The sequence below is a fragment of the Ruegeria sp. CDSC068 genome, assembly GCF_059610545.1.
In genome coordinates, this window is sequence record NZ_JBXWNV010000019.1 from 20,622 (window position 1) to 37,524 (window position 16,903).

Consider the following 16,903-nt stretch of genomic DNA (forward strand, 5'->3'; position numbering starts at 1 on the left):
TGTCTTCCGGGGTTAATTGGTTACAATTTGGCGGTAGCGTCCGCGATACGGCGCATACCTTCTTGCAGGCTTTCAGTGGCATAGGCAAAAGAAAGCCGCAAATGCCCCGGCATCCCAAACGCACGCCCCGGCACCAGCGCCACACCCGCCTCATCCAGCAGAAAGCGACAGAATTCATGGTCTGTGGCCATTTTCACATGAGTTTTGGGAAAGACGTAAAACGCGCCATCCGGCACGGCACATTCCAGACCAGCGGCGTTTAGCCCTTCGACAACCAGATCGCGGCGCGCTCGCATTGCCTGACGGCGTTCTGCCAGCAAGCCTTGCGGCCCGTTGATGGCCTCCAATGCTGCAGCCTGGGCAATCGAACACGCCCCCGACGTGATTTGCCCCTGCACAGCCACCATCGCCTTGATCAACTCAGCAGGGCCGATACCCCACCCGATACGCCAGCCGGTCATGGAATAGGCCTTGGACACGCCGTTTACGATCAACGTTCGTTCCGCTAATTCGGGAACGGCCTGCACAAAGGGCGTGAAAGGCACAAAAGACAGGTGTTGATAAATCTCGTCAGAAATCACCCAGACCTGAGGATAGTTTTGCAATACCGCGCCCAGCGCCTGCAATTCCGCCTTGGAATAGACCGCGCCAGTTGGATTGGACGGGGAATTCAGCAGCAGCCAACGCGTGCGCGGGGTGATCGCGGCCTCCAACTGATCCGGCGTCAGTTTGAATTTCTGCGTCGCCGGACAGCTGACGACTACGGGGACACCGCCAGCCAAACTGACCATATCCGCATAGCTTGTCCAGAATGGAGCAGTCATAATCACTTCATCACCGGGGTTCAGAGTTGCCATCATTGCGCAGGACAAAACCTGCTTGGCACCCGTCGAAACGACTACGTTCTCGGGATGCGCGCCAGCCTCAGTCGCGATCGCTGATCGCAAAGAGGGCGTTCCTGCCGTTGCGGGGTATCGCGTCTGCCCGTCAATAGCTGCGCGGTGGGCCGCCTCAACAACATGCGACGGCGTCGGGAAATCAGGCTCGCCAGTGCTGAGCGCAATCACGTCGACACCCTGCGCCCGAAGGCGCGCGGCCTGCTCTGAGATACGAACGATCTCTGACAGCTCAATGCCATTCAACCTGTCGGCGGGCTGAAAATCTTGAATACTGGTCGTTAGGGTCATTGGTCCACATCCACATTGGAATCCACGCCTCTGTATCGGGCTGGTGAACGGCAATTGCCAGTGATATTCCGTGTGAAAGGTATGAGGATTTATCATATGATTGCACCACGTCGGTTTCTCCCCTCGATCCCCTCTCTTCTGGCATTGGAAGCGGTTGATCGCCTCGGCAGTGCCTCGGCAGCAGCCGAGGAGCTGTCATTGACCCAAAGCGCGATCAGCCGACAGCTAAAGTCCATGGAGGAACAACTGGGTGTCGCGCTTATCCAGCGCAATCAGATGCGATTGCACCTGACCCCCGCCGCGAAAGATTATGTTCAGGTGGCGCGCACAGCGCTGAACCAGATTGCGCAGGCGTCACTGAAACTAAAGGCCAACCCAACAGGCGGGTCGCTGAACCTGTCCATCCTGCCCGCCTTTGGAATGCACTGGCTGGCGCCGCGCTTGCAGGATTTTGCCCGTCGCCACCCCGAAGTGACCGTGAACCTGAGCACATGCCTCAAGCCGTTTGATTTCGAGACCGAACATTTTGATGCCGCCATCCACTTCGGCCAAAAGAACTGGCCGGGCGTCAATTACCTGCCGATCATGCGTGAAGATGTGGTTCCGGTCTGCGCTCCGGACCTATTGCCAGATCAGGAGCAGGACTTGAGCTGGCTAATGACGGCTCCCCTGCTGCATCTCGAGACTCGACCGGACGCTTGGGAGCGATGGTTTGCGGCACAAGGGCGTGACGTATCAGGGATGCGGGGAATGCTGTTCGATCAGTTCTCGACCATGGTGCAGGCCACGATCCACGGGCTGGGAACGGCGCTATTGCCCAGCTATCTGATCGAAGACGAACTGAAAACCGAAAGGTTGGTTCCAGCGTGGAACGGCCCCCGCATCAGCCTTGGGCAATTCTTTTTGGTCTGGCCGCAGTCACGGCCGGAATCCGAACCGCTACGGTCGTTTCGGATATGGCTGCAAGGTCAGGTTGGCCCATTCTGATCCAAAAACTGCGCAGCCTTCGGCTTTGCGTCCTGCGGACGGCAGAGGGGTCGGGCAGGTGCGGGCTGCGCCCGCACCTGCCCGACCCAACGGGAGGAAACGTTTTTCCAGAAACGTTGACGACAGGCGGGAGCCCTTTGGGTGCGTTACTTGTCCAGCGAACGGGCGATCAGTTCCTTCATGATCTCGTTGGTGCCGCCGTAGATCATTTGCACCCGCGCATCCGCATAAAGCCGGGCAATCGGGTATTCCATCATGAACCCGTACCCACCGAACAACTGAAGGCATTCGTGCATGATCTCGTTCTGCACTTCTGAACCCCAGTATTTCACCATAGAAGCCGTCGCCGCATCTAATGTACCAGCCTCGAGTTGTGCGATGCAGTCATTGACGAAACTGCGCAGAACTTCGGCTTTGGTTTTGCACTCAGCCAGTTTGAAACGCGTGTTCTGAAAGTCCATAACGCGTTGGCCAAAGGCCTTGCGTTCCTGCGTATAGCGTACAGTTTCGGCAATCGCGAAGTCGATCGCGCCCAGCGCCATGATACCGATGGTCAAACGTTCCCACGGCAGTTGCTTCATCATCTGATAGAAGCCTTGACCTTCCTCAGGTCCGATCAGGTTCGTCATCGGAACCTTGACGTCTTCAAAGAACAGCTCGGCCGTATCGTTGGCCTTCATCCCCAGTTTCTTGAGGTTACGGCCCCGGCGAAATCCTTCTGCGCCTTCGGTTTCTACTGCGATCAGCGATACGCCCTTGGACCCTTGCGATTTATCCGTCTTTGCGGCCACCAGGATCAAATCGGCGGACTGGCCGTTGGTGATAAAGATCTTGGATCCGTTCAGGCGATAGGAATTTCCGTCCTTGTCTGCCGTAGTGCGAACGGACTGAACGTCCGAACCTGTTCCCGGCTCAGTCATAGCCAAAGCGCCAACCATTTCACCGGATGCCAAACGGGGCAACCATTTGTGCTTTTGATCCTCGCTGCCGTAGGCGTTCAGGTAATGGACAACAATCGACTGAATTCCAAAACCCCAACCCGAGTCACCGCGTGCGGCTTGCCCGTACATCGTGACCGCGTCGAACCCAATCCCGCCGCCAACGCCACCATATTCCTCAGCAATAGCGCCGGCCATCAGCCCCATGTCCCCGGCCTTGTTCCAGAATTCGCGATCGACCATGCCGTTTTGGTTCCAGCGTTCGATATTGGGCACAAGTTCGTCGTCCATGAACCGGTTTGCCATTTCGGCAAACATCTGATGTTCGTCAGTGACCCAGTTGGCGGTTGGCTTGAATAGCGACATGTAGGCTTCTCCCAAATCGAATTTCGATAAGGGTAGCGTTGGGCATCGCGCAAACCAACCCATCCACCGGATTGCTACGCAACGTCTTTTTCGCACAAGACCTTACGTTCACAGGTTTAAACCTAGTCAAGCCAGGGCATTATCCAGCAGAACCTGTGCCGCTGCCTTTGCATCTCGCGCAGGATCGCAGCTTTTTACCAGGACGGCCGTTACGATTGCGCCCTCTTGCAAGAGCAGCAGCTGGCATCCCAATGCCTCGGGATCACGTGCGCCTGCCTGGCGGGCCAAATTGGTGAGAAATTCGAGCATCAGATGCTTGTGTTCGGCTGCCTGCACATGGATCGGGTGATCTTGTTCCTGATACTCTGCGCCCGCTTTGATGAACATGCATCCGCGAAAGCTGTCCTCCAGGAACCATTCGCCCAGCACATCGAAACTGGCGATCAGCCGTTCGGCCGGTGTATCGGCTAGCTCATCTACCCGTTGCAGGAACCATTTGCGAAAGTTCTCATCACGCAACTTTAAAACCGCCAGGATCAGCTCTTCCTTGGTACGGAAATGTTTGTACATCGACGTTTTCGACACGCCCGTCTCGACCACTAACTTGTCCATGCCGGTGGCGTGAAATCCGTCACGATAGAAGACCTGCAAAGCCTTGCGGACCAGCTCGTCACGTTTGTTCGGGCGCATCTGTCAGCTCCTGTATGTACTGATCGGTACATAATGCACCGCAGCGATGGCTGCAACAGACACAGCCTAACCTGCTGTTTTCACTTACTCCCCTTAGAAGACTCAAATGCAGGGTCAAATAAATCCAACTCAACACTTGAAAAAGGTTACCGATCTGTACACATTCAAGGCACAGTGTACCGATCAGTAAACTCAGGAGCGAACATATGAGACCCCGCACCAGACCTCTCTCGCACCAGTACATCCCCCTTCTCTTGACTATCGCCTTGATGGCGGCTTCTCTGACCTGAAAGACCCGCGCATGAACCGTCCTCCTCTGCCCCCGTTCACCCTGGAAACCGCAACGCAAAAAGTGCGATTGGCGGAAAACGCCTGGAACAGCCGTGATGCGGACGTCGTGACCCCGGCCTATACCGAAGACAGCCAGTGGAGAAATCGGGCAGAATTCCTTAGCGGCCATGCAGACATCCATGCCTTTCTGACACGCAAGTGGCACAAGGAACTGGACTATCGGTTGATCAAAGAGCTGTGGGCCTTTTCCAGTGACCGCATTGCGGTTCGTTATGCATATGAATGGCGTGACGACAGCGGTCAGTGGTTCCGGTCTTATGGCAACGAAAACTGGCGGTTTGCCGAAGATGGTCGAATGGCCGAACGCCACGCATCGCTGAACGACCTGCCGATTGCAGAAACCGAACGTCTGTTTTTCTGGCCGCAAGGCCCCCGCCCGGACGATCACCCCGGCCTGTCCGATCTGGGACTTTGAAAGGACATCTCATGCCTCGCGCCTTTTCCGAACTGACCTTCACCCCTGCCGTCCGCGCCCATCAGGAACGGATGGGGTCTGCCAAGACCTATGCCAAATTCATCGAAAGTGGCCCGCAGCAAGGCCACGAAATCGGCGAGCCTGAAAAGGCCTTTATCGAAGCGCGGGACGGGTTCTATCAGTCCACCGTGTCCGAAACGGGTTGGCCATATGTGCAATACCGTGGCGGACCGACCGGGTTTCTCAAAGTTCTGGGACCGCAGACAATCGGTTATGCCGACTTTTCGGGCAACAAGCAGTACATCTCGCGCGGTAACCTGGACGGAAATGACCGGGTTGCAATGATCCTGATGGATTACGCCAATCGGCGGCGCCTGAAAATCCTTGGCCGGGTCGCGTTCACCGAGGGCGAAGATGCCACGACCAGCCTATATCCTGACGGTGCCGATGCCCCGGCTGAACGCGCCGTCATCATCCGGGTCGAAGCGCTGGACTGGAACTGCCCGCGCCACATCACGCCCCGCTTTACCGAGGCCGAGCTTCGTCCACATCTGAACTCTCTAGGGCAGCAATTGGCGCAACTTCAGGCCGAAAACGACAGGTTGAAGCAAGAGCTGGCAAAACAGTCCTGACCCAACAGCGCCGGACGAACCTCTCGAACCAGGACTTTGCCCATGTCGCGATCTTCATTGAATATGGCCGGTTTCATTCTTGTAGGCATCGCGCTGACCACGGCCGCAGTGTCGCTTGCGTTCTTTGCCTCCCCCGAGGCCGTCAGATCGCCGCCGCCGGATACCTACAACTCTCTCTTGCTAGAAATGTTTGCGAACAGGTGACGCCAACGCGCGGGTTGAAAAAAAGAAAATCCGCGATACCTCTTGACCTTCCCGTGACTGGAACCCCCATTTGGAGGGCAGATAACACATCGGGACGAGTCGCATGGCTACGCCGCAAACAACACAACTTAAAATCTCGGGCATGTCCTGCGCGTCCTGCGTGGGGCGTGTAGAAGCCGCATTGCAATCGGTGCCAGAAGTGACCGACGCCTCGGTCAACTTTGCGACCGAAACGGCGCAGGTCACACATACCGGGCCGATCAACGCACTGACTGACGCCCTTGGCAACGCCGGTTACCCGGCGGCCAGCAAGCAGACGACCCTGAAAATTGGCGGGATGACCTGCGCCTCGTGCGTGGCAAAGATCGAAAAAGCGCTGACCGCTGATCCTGCGGTCGTCGACGCACAAGTCAATCTTGCGACCGAAACCGCTGTGGTCACGTTTATCGACGGGGCCACCGACCCGCAAAAGCTGGCCAGTTTGTCTGAGGCAGCGGGATACCCTGCGCGCGTGGCAGACAGCATGACGGCTGACCAAACAAACCACACGAAATCCGACGAAGCGCATGCGCTGACCCGCACAACGATCTTCGCAGCGGTATTGGCTCTGCCAGTATTCATTCTGGAAATGGGCGGGCATATGATCCCGGCCTTCCACCATTGGGTCCAGGCCACAATCGGCACGCAAACCAGCCACCTCATCCAGTTCGCACTGACCTCGGCCATTCTGATTGGCCCCGGGCGCGTGTTCTACGCCAAGGGTATTCCGTCACTGATGCGCGGATCGCCCGATATGAACGCGCTGGTCGCCTTAGGAACGGGGGCCGCCTATTTGTTTTCCGTCACCGCAACCTTCGCCCCGCAGATCCTGCCGCAGGGTAGCGCCAATGTGTATTTCGAGGCCGCCTCTGTCATCGTGGTTCTCATACTGCTGGGCCGGGTCATGGAAGCGCGGGCCAAAGGTCGGACCGGGGCCGCGATCCGCAAGCTGGTTGGGCTGCAGCCCAAAACGGCACGGGTCGAACAGGACGGAAATTTCATTGATCGCCCCATCGCTGACATAACAGTAGGCGATACCTTGCAGATCCACCCGGGCGAACGGGTTCCCGTGGATGCCGAGGTTCTGGACGGCACCTCTTATGTGGATGAAAGCATGATCACGGGCGAACCGGTGCCGGTGGGCAAGTCGCCATCGGATCAGGTCGTTGGCGGTACGGTGAATGGTACCGGAGCGCTGCGGGTGCGCGCGACGCGCGTTGGTGCCGACACCGTGCTGGCGCAGGTGATCCACATGGTCGAACAGGCGCAGGGGGCGAAGCTGCCGATCCAAGGGCTGGTCGACCGGATTACTGCGCGATTTGTGCCCGTTGTAATGGCTGTTGCGCTGCTGACGATCGCCATTTGGATGTTCGTCGGCCCGGAACCGGCATTGCCATTGGCGCTGGTCGCCGGTGTCTCAGTTCTGATTATCGCCTGCCCCTGCGCCATGGGCCTTGCGACACCAACCTCAATCATGGTCGGCACCGGCCGCGCGGCAGAATTGGGTGTGCTGTTCCGCAAAGGCGATGCGTTGCAGCAGTTGCAGCAAGCCAAGGTGGTCGCACTGGACAAGACCGGAACACTCACGTTGGGCCGGCCGGAACTGGAGAGTGTTACGACTGCAAACGGCTTTGACCGCGACAGTGTTCTGCGTTTGGCCGCCGCCGTCGAGGCAAGGTCAGAGCATCCCGTTGCCACTGCCATCACTCGTGCCGGACCATCTGAATTGCCCAAGGTATCAGAATTTGAGTCTCTCACAGGGCTGGGAGTTCGGGCTGTGGTCGAGGGGCATAAGTTGCTGATCGGTTCGGCCAGATTGATGGAGCAGAACGACATAACCGTCACGGACCTGATGGCCGAGGCCAACCAGCGCGCCGAAGAAGGCGCAACCCCTTTGTTTATAGCGATCGACGGTCAGGCCGCTGCAATGCTTGCGGTCGCGGACCCGATCAAGCCCGGCACTGTGCAGGCGCTAGGGCGGTTGCACGAAATGGGGCTAACCTTGGCGATGGTGACAGGCGACAACGCCCGGACGGCGCAGGCTCTGGCGGACAAGCTGGGCATAGATCATGTCACGGCCGAGGTACTGCCCGATGGTAAGCTTGCCGCGATCAATGCGCTGCGCGACACGTTTGGTGCACTGGCCTTTGTCGGGGATGGCATCAACGATGCCCCGGCACTGGCTTCGGCGGATATCGGCATCGCCATCGGAACCGGCACAGACGTAGCGATTGAAACTGCGGATGTCGTGCTGATGTCGGGCGATCTGCGCGGCGTCGCAAACGCGGTCGAGATCAGCCGCAGAACCATGCGCAACATCAAGCAGAACCTGGGTTGGGCGTTCGGCTATAACATCTTGCTTATTCCGGTTGCCGCTGGCGTTCTTTACCCCTTTGGCGGCCATCTGCTGTCCCCAGCGCTCGCCGCTGGGGCCATGGCATTGTCCAGTGTTTTCGTGGTCTCGAATGCGCTGCGTTTGCGACGCGTCCGGGCCAGCTTGCCTGACACCCCGCTAGGCCATTCAGCGCAAACGGTGACCTCATGAATATCGGCGATGTTTCAAACCAGACCGGCCTACCCGCCAAAACGATCCGGTATTACGAAGAAATCGGCCTGGTAAAGCCCCTGCGCGATAACAACGGATACCGCAGGTTTCGCAGTCAGGACGTGCACAAACTGAATTTTCTGGGCCGCGCCCGCGCCTTGGGATTCACGATCGAGGATTGCCGGACGCTGATGGCATTGTACGAGGACGAAACCCGTGCCAGCGCCGATGTCAAAAAGGTGGCCCGCGCGCATATGGCTCAGATCGAAGCCAAGATCGCTGACCTGAACGCCATGCGGGACACTCTGAGCCATCTGATCGACGCTTGCGCAGGGGACGACAGACCCGATTGCCCAATCCTGCAGGATTTGGGTGGCAAAGCGTGACGCGGGGTTGCCCTTTGGACGCAGCTTTGCTTTGTCTCTGCTAAACAATCCGGCCCGGTGAAAGAAACGGGTACCGGACAGCAGAGAGGATCTCCAAATGGCAAAAGTCGCGTTTCTGGGTCTGGGCGTCATGGGATACCCCATGGCCGGTCACTTGCAGGCCGCAGGTCATGAGGTGACCGTTTACAACCGCACCGCCAATAAGGCCGAAGCTTGGGTCGCCCAACATGGTGGTGCCATGGCGACGACGCCCCGAGAGGCCGCGCAGGGTGCAGATTTCGTCATGGCCTGTGTCGGTAATGACGACGACCTACGGATGGTTTGCACCGGTGAAAACGGCGCATTCAGCGGCATGTCCAATGGGGCGACCTTTGTTGATCACACCACTGTTTCGGCCAGTGTGACACGCGAGTTGTACGAAGCTGGGCAAACAAAAGGCATCGCTTTTGTGGACGCTCCGATCTCGGGCGGTCAGGCAGGGGCAGAAAACGCGGTTCTGTCGATTATGTGCGGTGGGGATCAGGCGGCGTATGACGCGGCTGAACCGATTATGCAGGTCTATTCCAAGATTTGCCGTCGTATCGGCGACAGCGGTGCAGGTCAGATGACCAAGATGTGCAACCAGATCGCTATTGCCGGTCTGGTGCAGGGCCTCAGCGAAGCGCTGCACTTTGCCGAGAAGGCGGGCCTTGATGGCCGCGCAGTTGTTGAAGTTATCAGTCAGGGCGCGGCGGGCAGTTGGCAGATGGCAAACCGATATGAGACGATGCTGGATGACCATTTCGAACATGGGTTTGCGGTGGACTGGATGCGTAAGGATCTTGGCATCTGTCTGGATACGGCCAATGAAACAGGGGCTTCGCTGCCTGTGACCGCTCTGGTCGATCAGTTTTACAAGGACGTTCAGAAACTGGGCGGCGGACGCTGGGACACATCCTCGCTGATCAAACGCCTGCGCGCGCTGGATTGAAGGACCGTCGCACTGATGACCGAGTTGATCGAATTCTGGGCCCACGCCCTGCGCATCCATTGGGGGCTTGAGGCCAAACTGAACCGGCTGGACGGCGAATATGACCTCAACTTTCTGGTCAGGGCCACCAATGGTCAGGACTACGTGCTGAAAGTCATGCGCGCGGGTTGCGAGGCAGAGTTCATTGACCTGCAGATCAAGGCGCTGAAACACGTTGCCGCCGAGGCACCGGGACTGCCCTTTCCCAGTGTTTTTCCGGATATCAACGGTACGCTGCTCCCGGAAATCCCTGATCAGGATGGGCAGCCCCGACTGGTTTGGTTGCTCGAATGCCTGCCCGGCCATTGCTATGCAAAGGCTGCGCCTAAATCCGAGGAACTGATCCTGAAACTGGGCCGCGTTCTGGGGGCAACCGACCGGGCACTGGAACGGTTTACCCATGACGGGCTGCACCGCGCGGATTTCAAATGGGACCTGACACAAGCGGGCTGGATTTCGGACAAGCTGAAGGCCATTGCCGACCCTGCGCGGCAGGCGATATTGTCAGAGATTTGCGTTGAATTCGATGCAATCTCGGACCCTCTGGCTGGATTGTCAAAACAAGCCATCCACAATGATGCCAACGACTACAACATATTGGTCGACGGTGAACTGGGTCAGCGGCAAACCGTCTCTGGCTTGATCGATCTTGGTGATATGTGCGCCGCACCGCGTATCTGCGATCTGGCAATTGCCGGGGCGTATATCGTTCTGGACCACCCAAAACCCGAGCGGGCATTGACGGCGTTGGTGCGTGGTTATCACGCCGCCAATCGCCTGCGTGCTGACGAGGTCGATCTGATCTGGCCGCTGCTGCGGATGCGGCTGGCCGTGTCCGTGGTGAACTCGACCTTGATGGCCGCGGACAATCCGGACGATCCTTATGTAACTATCAGTCAGGCCCCTGCGTGGCGCTTCCTAGAGAACGATACGATGAATGGCGGCTTGATGTCCGCCCGGCTGCGCGCGGCCTGCGGGTTGCCGGTGACCGACGGGGCCGAACGCATCCACGCCTATCTGTCCGAGCATCGCGGACAATTCGCGCAGATGTTCGAGCAGGACCTGAGCGATATTCCGATGGGATCTCTGTCGGTTGAAAATTCGACCTGGCCCCAGAACCCGTTCCACATGCCGCTAGACGAAGCCGCGCGCGTGGGCGAAGAGTTCGGAGAAGGCCTTTGGCTGGGTTACTACAACGAACCGCGCCTGATCTATGCCGAGCCGGCGTTCCGCAAAGGACCGTGGAAGGCCTCTGACAGGCGAACGGTGCATTTGGCCGTAGACGTATTCGCCTCTGCCGGAACTGTTTTGCATGCACCGATGAGTGGCCGGGTCGAGGCAGTCGAAAACCGCGGTATGCATCTGGATTATGGCGGCGTAGTGATCCTGCACCATGAAACACCCGAGGGTGATCCGTTCTATACGCTCTACGGTCATCTCGACCCCGAGGTCTGTGACCGGCTGAAACCGGGCGATCCGGTCGCGCAGGGTGCGGCCTTTGCACGGCTGGGGGACGCCACGCAGAATGGCGGCTGGGCCCCGCATGTGCATTTCCAACTGGCCCTGACAACTGACGGGATGCAGAACGACTGGCCCGGTGTCGGCGATCCTGATGAAATGGAGTTGTGGCACGCCGTTTGCCCGAACCCGGCGGCGCTGTTGAACCTGCCGGACGACAAAGTGTTCTATCGCCCAACCGACAAACAAGCGATCCTGCAAGGGCGGCATGACCATTTCGGTGGAAACCTTAGCCTGACCTATGATGATCCGGTCATGCTGGTCCGCGGCTGGAAGCATCATCTGTTCGACGAATGGGGGCGCCCCTATCTGGACGCCTATAACAACGTCCCCCATGTGGGCCACGCGCATCCGCGCATTCAATCGGTGGCGGCGGATCAGTTGAAGCGGATGAATTCGAACACTCGCTACCTGCACCCGGCGCAAACAGCCTTTGCTGACAAAATCCTGTCCAAGCTACCGGATCATTTCGAGGTGTGCTTTTTCGTCAACTCGGGCACCGAGGCCAACGAGCTAGCCTTGCGTCTGGCGCGCGCGCATACCGGGGCCAAAGGCATCGTAACGCCTGACCACGGGTACCACGGCAATACGAATGCGGCGGTGGCGATCTCTGCCTACAAGTTCAACAAACCGGGCGGGATTGGTCAGGCCGATTGGGTCGAACTGGTCGAGGTTGCAGACGACTACCGGGGCTCATTCAAGCGCGACGATCCTGACCGGGCACAGAAATTCGCCGATCTTGTGGATCCGGCTATTGCCGCGCTACAGAATAAAGGCCAAGGGTTGGCCGGCTTCATCGCCGAGACCTTCCCTTCGGTTGGCGGCCAGATCATCCCACCCAAAGGGTATCTGCCAGCCGTCTACGAAAAAATCCGCGCGGCCGGCGGGGTTTGTATCGCTGATGAGGTACAGACGGGTCTCGGTCGCCTTGGTGACTACTATTTCGGCTTTGAACACCAGGGTGCGTTGCCGGATATCGTTGTCATGGGCAAACCCATGGGAAACGGGCATCCGTTGGGCGTACTGGTCACGACCAAAGCCATCGCCGACAGTTTCAACAACGGGATCGAGTTCTTTTCGACTTTTGGCGGTTCAACCTTGTCCTGCCGGATCGGCAAAGAGGTGCTGGACATCGTCGATGACGAAGGCCTTCAGGACAACGCACGTGTCATGGGTGGGCAGCTGATGGATGGGCTCCGACAGATCGAGGCTGATTTCACCTGTGTCGGTGACGTGCGCGGCATGGGCTTGTTTCTTGGTGTGGAGCTGATCAATCCAGACGGATCCGAGGGCACCGAAATCTGCAGTTACGTCAAGAACCGGATGCGCGATCACCGTATCCTGATCGGCAGCGAAGGACCCAAGGACAACATCCTGAAAGTCCGCCCTCCTTTAACCATCGAGGCGGAAGACGTCGACATGATCCTTTGGACCCTGCGCGAGGTTTTGTCCGAAGTCGGTGACTTTGCCCCTGCCCCGACTTGCGATCATGATCATCATCACGCGGGCTGCGGGTGCTGCTGAAACAACAAAACCCCGGCTCGCCAGAGTCGGGGTTTTGAAGCCGCCTGCCGCTTAATGCAGCACGGCCGAGGGGGTTTTGTGCCCGGTTGTCGGCAAGGGTACTGACGCAGTCATCCGACGCAGCACCATACCCATCTCTTCGGACAGTGACGCCAGTGCCGGGGCAAAGTCTGGTCGAACGATCAGCGTTGCCATCATCATCGCGTCTTCACGCGCTCCTTCCGAGGCGGCAGCAATCATCTGGGCGAAACAGTTTTCATCTGCACCAAGGCAGGAACAGCCAAGACCATGCCGCACCAACGGGCGACGGCCGTGATGGGCACACAGCCCGCACAAACGATCCAGCGTCATCATTGCAGCCCGCCCCTGATCCAGACCAAGAGCGATCTCGAAATCGCTTGCAGCATCCGAACGGGCCTCGGGACTTTCGCTCCACAATCGCAGATACATCACAGCACCGGCTTCGATTGGGCTGAGGTCGGACAGACGCCCAACCGCAGCGCCACCGCGCGAGGAATTTGTGCTCATTTTGTCAGGATCAACTTGCCGGCGCGCGTGATACGCAAGGTATATAGTTGATCGCCCAGTTCGATATGGGCCAGGTTGCCACCCTTGGTCAGATCTTCGGCCTTATGTGCCGGAAGCATGGACACCGCATAGGACTGGCTGGGATTCGGGGTCTGCACATTCATCAGGACAACTCCAGTAGGTTCTCGGGCGAAGGGCCTTAATTTGTTCGCGCTTTCAACAATATGGCTGACCCGAACTGGGTTGGCTGAGGGGGTCTTTCCGTTAATCTGATTAATTTAGTCAGGTATGTCAACCCTATTCGATGGAAACCGCGAATGTGGGGTGATTGCGCAAGGATTTCATGCAGGTTAGGTCTGGCTCACGCGCATTAACCGACGGGGAAACCGATGACCGCAACAATCATGTTCGACCTGGATGGAACGCTGATCGACAGCCTTCCGGACATTGCAGCGGCCGCCAACCGGACATTACTGGATATCGGCATCGCCCCGTTGTCGGAAAGCACGATCAAACAATTTGTCGGCAACGGCCTGCCAAAACTGGTCGAACGCATGATCCGCCATCACGACCTGCCGATCGAGCAGCATAGCGAATTGACCAAACTCACACTCGCCCATTACTCTGCCGCCTCCAGCGACAAAACGATCCCTTACCCAGGCGTCCCGCAAGCTCTGACGCAACTGCGCGAAATGGGCTGCGTTCTGGGCGTATGCACGAACAAACCTGAGGCCCCCGCACGTCATATCCTGGACGCACTGGATCTGGCACATCACTTCGATACAGTGTTTGGCGGCGATACACTGCCTGTTCGCAAACCAGACCCCGCGCACCTTGAGGCAAGTTTCAACGCGGTCGCGAACGCTGGACCCCGGCTCTATGTCGGAGACAGCGAAGTGGATGCCGAAACTGCGCGTTGTGCAAACGTGCCCTTTCTTTTGTTTTCGGAAGGCTACCGAAAAACTCCGGTGGAAGAGATCCCACACAGGTTGAGCTACGATGACACGCGTAAACTACCCGCACTCGTCCTGGAGGCATTGCAGGGATAGGGGAAAAATTTGCTGGCAGGGGGACTTGGGAAGGCGGTTGAGGGGCCGGCCGAGGGGGTAAGTAGCCAGCCCCTCATCGGGGAAAAGTGGTATTGTCCGCAGTAACTCTTTGGATGATTTAACATTAACGAATCGACCTGGCTTCCGGAATTGGGGGTTTCCCGTAGACGGGTTTAACTAATTGAAATTTATATAATTTTTATGACTAGAAATACCAAAAACCGAAAATACACGTTTTGACACACGGCTGACCCTAAGAATCATCCATCTGAGGGGCAAAACCCTATTCCAAGCCCCACCTTCAACAGAAAGCGGTCTGCGCTCGCAGACCGATCAAGGTGACGCTGGATTGCGCCGGATTCAGCAATGGGTTTTCGAGGACTGAAAAGGCGGTGTGATCTGCTGGCCGCATCATCAGTTCCCAAATCGGCATTCGTGGATTGCCCCAATGGCAAATCGTCGAAACTGACCCAAAACCCGTACCCGATCAAACTATCCTTCCAACGAAACCATCACGGGATGTCAGTGCGTGGAAAGTGCAAGCGGTACTACGGATTCGTCAGGCCTTCACCGGAATCCAACGCGGCCTCAACGGATGAAGGTCCGGACAGCCCCTGAACCAAAGCGCCGCCTGCGTAAACAGAGGGCACAAGGGTGACAAAGCGACAGCCGTGTCATTCGGACGTCTTAACGCCCCCGGTCTTGCGATTGCCTGCGGCGCGAAGGCGATCGGCAACGCTTTGGGTCCATTCTAGGCGGTCACCACGGATTTCCAATGTCTCGGCGTTATCGGCATCCAATTGAAAGGTTGCGCGCATGGGCATCAACCCATCCACAACCATCATACTTTGATCCGTCGGATCAATGGTCAGTGTTCCGGTCAACCGCACTGGCTCGTGGAAATAGCTGGGGGTCCAGTCCCCGTTCAAACGCACCCGGATCATCTGGTTGGGCGGCGGCGGAGGCATGTGGCTGCACATACCCCGTTCCGACACCAGATAGACCACGGGCCGGCCATCCGCATCTGCCGGTACCGGAATTGCAAACCCGGCCAATGTGACCGTCTGACCATCGAATTTCTGATTGCCCGCGGTCGCAGCCATTTTGCGTCGCTCGGTTACGACCTGCCGCTGATCCAACAACCAGTCGACATTAACTCCACTGTCTACCAGGGCGTCTTCAGTCTCGGTCAGAAGCTTCTGCCATTCGTGCCGTTCCACTGCGGTTCCAACATCCTGCTGCAGCCTGCTGCGCATTCGAACCACGAAAAGAACGTCGTCAAATTGTTCCGGACTGAGGTCCCGGTATGGGTCTTCATAGACTTGAACCGACGGTTCAGGCAGATCTGACCAATCAAGCGCAATGCCCGGAGCCGCAATTGCGGTAGGACTGGTCAGGGCCAGCGCAACCACAGTAGCAATCCCATACAAAGTTCTCATTTACAGATTCCGTCACATCGCCCAATTCGATGCATCCACTATAATTCACTCCAACGTGTTTTTGTAGATGACACCGTCTTTCATGATCTAGCGGATAGTTTTCCGCCCCGGAATTGCCGGAGAAATCCAGATGCGAGTTGAAGACCTTTTACCAGGGAAGGGAAACCGGAAAGTCTTCCTTCAAGAGTTTACCAATGGCTTAGCCATCAGGAGATATGCTTTCAAAGATGCTGCCGACTTACTGCTAGGACAAAAGCGAGCAATATCATCGATCTTGGGTAGGTACTTTAGTCCGTCTTCAAATTCATCTTCCTCATAGCACCCGAATGGTCGGAGCTTTGGCCTTCGCGTGAACAGCTTCTCGTTGCTTCCAACTTCGTAATTTTTTTCATCCAAGTATTCACCTTAGACGATGCAGGCGATCTCGCGAGAACCGTACGAAATGCATACGAGCTCCCCAATTGACATGCCCTTGAACTTCTTACCTTGATAGAAGGGGCCTCATGGTATGAATTCTCGAAAGCTCTTACTGAAATCTCGCCCCCTATAACTGGCGGGAAATAGGACCTCGCAGCCACTGCGCTTGAAAATGTTGTTTTCTGACTCGGCTGTGGCAGCTTGCTCACGTGAGCTGACTTTAATCTCCTCAAAGGGCTGCTGAGATTTGGATTCTAGTGTTGAATGAGGACCCGAAACCTTTTTCTCGGACGTTTTTTTCCACCTGAAGGCGGTCTCATGTTTGAAACCACATGTCTTTGCAACTTCGCCAACAGATAAACGTCCCGACTTCATTTTTTGCCCCATTTAATCTTTGAACCTTCGGGTCCACAGACGACGGCCGTCTTTCCCAACGGGAATTGAGTAACAGTAGGCGTGGAAGACGTTTTTGACTTTCTGGTCATTTGCGAGCTCACCTAAAGCTTGAGAATTCATGATGCCTGTATCCTTTTGGAGACATCATAGACTTCTAGTTGTTGGCTGATGAGGTGCTCATTTAGGAGGTCAGATGCAACGCTTACAGAATGGAAGTATGCGATTGAGTTGGTTGGGGAACTTTTGGGATTGCTGGCGTTAGGGGCGTCCCAGAACGACGAAA

The 16,903-nt window shown here is 57.1% G+C and carries 15 protein-coding genes; 9 read left to right on the forward strand and 6 right to left on the reverse strand.

Translation table 11 applies throughout. The annotated features are described in order from the left end of the window. Positions 1–20: 20 nt before the first annotated feature. Positions 21–1,187, reverse strand: a complete 1,167-nt coding sequence (locus AC2FID_RS22195) for a pyridoxal phosphate-dependent aminotransferase (protein ID WP_496838749.1) — start codon at positions 1,185–1,187, stop codon at positions 21–23. A 96-nt stretch (positions 1,188–1,283) separates the two neighbouring features. Between AC2FID_RS22195 and AC2FID_RS22200 the strand changes: the two genes are divergently transcribed. Next, a complete protein-coding gene (locus AC2FID_RS22200; protein ID WP_496838751.1) occupies positions 1,284–2,174 on the forward strand; it encodes a LysR substrate-binding domain-containing protein in 891 nt (296 codons plus the stop codon). Between the two features lie 146 nt (positions 2,175–2,320). Here the strand turns inward: AC2FID_RS22200 and AC2FID_RS22205 are convergent, their stop codons facing one another. Next, positions 2,321–3,478, reverse strand: coding sequence for an acyl-CoA dehydrogenase family protein (locus tag AC2FID_RS22205; protein WP_108859173.1), 1,158 nt, complete (start codon positions 3,476–3,478; stop codon positions 2,321–2,323). Positions 3,479–3,604: 126 nt separating this feature from the next. After that, entirely contained in the window at positions 3,605–4,168 is a 564-nt protein-coding gene (locus AC2FID_RS22210; protein WP_496838753.1) for a TetR/AcrR family transcriptional regulator, read from the reverse strand. A gap of 301 nt (positions 4,169–4,469) precedes the next feature. Between AC2FID_RS22210 and AC2FID_RS22215 the strand changes: the two genes are divergently transcribed. The 7 genes from AC2FID_RS22215 (at position 4,470) to AC2FID_RS22245 (ending at position 12,791) form a co-directional block, all read left to right on the forward strand. After that, positions 4,470–4,934, forward strand: a complete 465-nt coding sequence (locus AC2FID_RS22215; RefSeq protein ID WP_496838755.1) for a nuclear transport factor 2 family protein — start codon at positions 4,470–4,472, stop codon at positions 4,932–4,934. 11 nt (positions 4,935–4,945) lie between these two features. Continuing rightward, entirely contained in the window at positions 4,946–5,566 is a 621-nt protein-coding gene (locus tag AC2FID_RS22220; protein WP_058275310.1) for a pyridoxamine 5'-phosphate oxidase family protein, read from the forward strand. A 42-nt stretch (positions 5,567–5,608) separates the two neighbouring features. Then, complete coding sequence (locus AC2FID_RS22225; protein WP_472722960.1) at positions 5,609–5,770, forward strand: hypothetical protein; 162 nt, start codon at positions 5,609–5,611, stop codon at positions 5,768–5,770. A gap of 103 nt (positions 5,771–5,873) precedes the next feature. Beyond that, complete coding sequence (locus tag AC2FID_RS22230; protein WP_496838757.1) at positions 5,874–8,354, forward strand: heavy metal translocating P-type ATPase; 2,481 nt, start codon at positions 5,874–5,876, stop codon at positions 8,352–8,354. Continuing rightward, positions 8,351–8,740, forward strand: coding sequence for a Cu(I)-responsive transcriptional regulator (gene cueR / locus AC2FID_RS22235; protein ID WP_282171001.1), 390 nt, complete (start codon positions 8,351–8,353; stop codon positions 8,738–8,740). Before AC2FID_RS22230 ends, cueR begins: the two co-directional genes overlap by 4 nt. Positions 8,741–8,837: 97 nt before the next feature. Continuing rightward, a complete protein-coding gene (locus AC2FID_RS22240; RefSeq protein WP_282171002.1) occupies positions 8,838–9,710 on the forward strand; it encodes an NAD(P)-dependent oxidoreductase in 873 nt (290 codons plus the stop codon). A 15-nt stretch (positions 9,711–9,725) separates the two neighbouring features. Beyond that, positions 9,726–12,791: an aminotransferase class III-fold pyridoxal phosphate-dependent enzyme gene (locus AC2FID_RS22245; RefSeq protein ID WP_496838760.1), complete on the forward strand. Its 3,066-nt coding sequence runs from the start codon at positions 9,726–9,728 to the stop codon at positions 12,789–12,791. 51 nt (positions 12,792–12,842) lie between these two features. Here AC2FID_RS22245 and AC2FID_RS22250 read toward each other — a convergent pair whose 3' ends face one another. Further along, the gene (locus AC2FID_RS22250) at positions 12,843–13,319 is read right to left on the reverse strand and encodes a hypothetical protein (RefSeq protein WP_109312371.1); all 477 of its coding nucleotides are present in this window, start codon (positions 13,317–13,319) and stop codon (positions 12,843–12,845) included. Further along, the gene (gene hemP / locus AC2FID_RS22255) at positions 13,316–13,483 is read right to left on the reverse strand and encodes a hemin uptake protein HemP (protein ID WP_081894606.1); all 168 of its coding nucleotides are present in this window, start codon (positions 13,481–13,483) and stop codon (positions 13,316–13,318) included. The genes AC2FID_RS22250 and hemP overlap by 4 nt, the downstream gene beginning before the upstream one ends. A gap of 225 nt (positions 13,484–13,708) precedes the next feature. Here hemP and gph point away from each other — a divergent pair, with 225 nt between their 5' ends. Next, complete coding sequence (gene gph, locus AC2FID_RS22260) at positions 13,709–14,368, forward strand: phosphoglycolate phosphatase (protein WP_496838762.1); 660 nt, start codon at positions 13,709–13,711, stop codon at positions 14,366–14,368. Positions 14,369–15,042: 674 nt separating this feature from the next. Here the strand turns inward: gph and AC2FID_RS22265 are convergent. After that, complete coding sequence (locus AC2FID_RS22265) at positions 15,043–15,807, reverse strand: DUF3299 domain-containing protein (protein ID WP_496838764.1); 765 nt, start codon at positions 15,805–15,807, stop codon at positions 15,043–15,045. Positions 15,808–16,903 lie beyond the last annotated feature (1,096 nt).

Coding starts and splice junctions, on each gene's coding strand:
- AC2FID_RS22245 (WP_496838760.1), top strand. CDS start 9,726: ATGACCGAGTTGATCGAATTCTGGGCCCACGCCCTGCGCATCCATTGG.
- AC2FID_RS22265 (WP_496838764.1), bottom strand. CDS start 15,807: ATGAGAACTTTGTATGGGATTGCTACTGTGGTTGCGCTGGCCCTGACC.
- AC2FID_RS22195 (WP_496838749.1), bottom strand. CDS start 1,187: ATGACCCTAACGACCAGTATTCAAGATTTTCAGCCCGCCGACAGGTTG.
- AC2FID_RS22200 (WP_496838751.1), top strand. CDS start 1,284: ATGATTGCACCACGTCGGTTTCTCCCCTCGATCCCCTCTCTTCTGGCA.
- gph (WP_496838762.1), top strand. CDS start 13,709: ATGACCGCAACAATCATGTTCGACCTGGATGGAACGCTGATCGACAGC.
- AC2FID_RS22220 (WP_058275310.1), top strand. CDS start 4,946: ATGCCTCGCGCCTTTTCCGAACTGACCTTCACCCCTGCCGTCCGCGCC.
- AC2FID_RS22210 (WP_496838753.1), bottom strand. CDS start 4,168: ATGCGCCCGAACAAACGTGACGAGCTGGTCCGCAAGGCTTTGCAGGTC.
- cueR (WP_282171001.1), top strand. CDS start 8,351: ATGAATATCGGCGATGTTTCAAACCAGACCGGCCTACCCGCCAAAACG.
- hemP (WP_081894606.1), bottom strand. CDS start 13,483: ATGAATGTGCAGACCCCGAATCCCAGCCAGTCCTATGCGGTGTCCATG.
- AC2FID_RS22230 (WP_496838757.1), top strand. CDS start 5,874: ATGGCTACGCCGCAAACAACACAACTTAAAATCTCGGGCATGTCCTGC.
- AC2FID_RS22250 (WP_109312371.1), bottom strand. CDS start 13,319: ATGAGCACAAATTCCTCGCGCGGTGGCGCTGCGGTTGGGCGTCTGTCC.
- AC2FID_RS22205 (WP_108859173.1), bottom strand. CDS start 3,478: ATGTCGCTATTCAAGCCAACCGCCAACTGGGTCACTGACGAACATCAG.
- AC2FID_RS22240 (WP_282171002.1), top strand. CDS start 8,838: ATGGCAAAAGTCGCGTTTCTGGGTCTGGGCGTCATGGGATACCCCATG.
- AC2FID_RS22225 (WP_472722960.1), top strand. CDS start 5,609: ATGTCGCGATCTTCATTGAATATGGCCGGTTTCATTCTTGTAGGCATC.
- AC2FID_RS22215 (WP_496838755.1), top strand. CDS start 4,470: ATGAACCGTCCTCCTCTGCCCCCGTTCACCCTGGAAACCGCAACGCAA.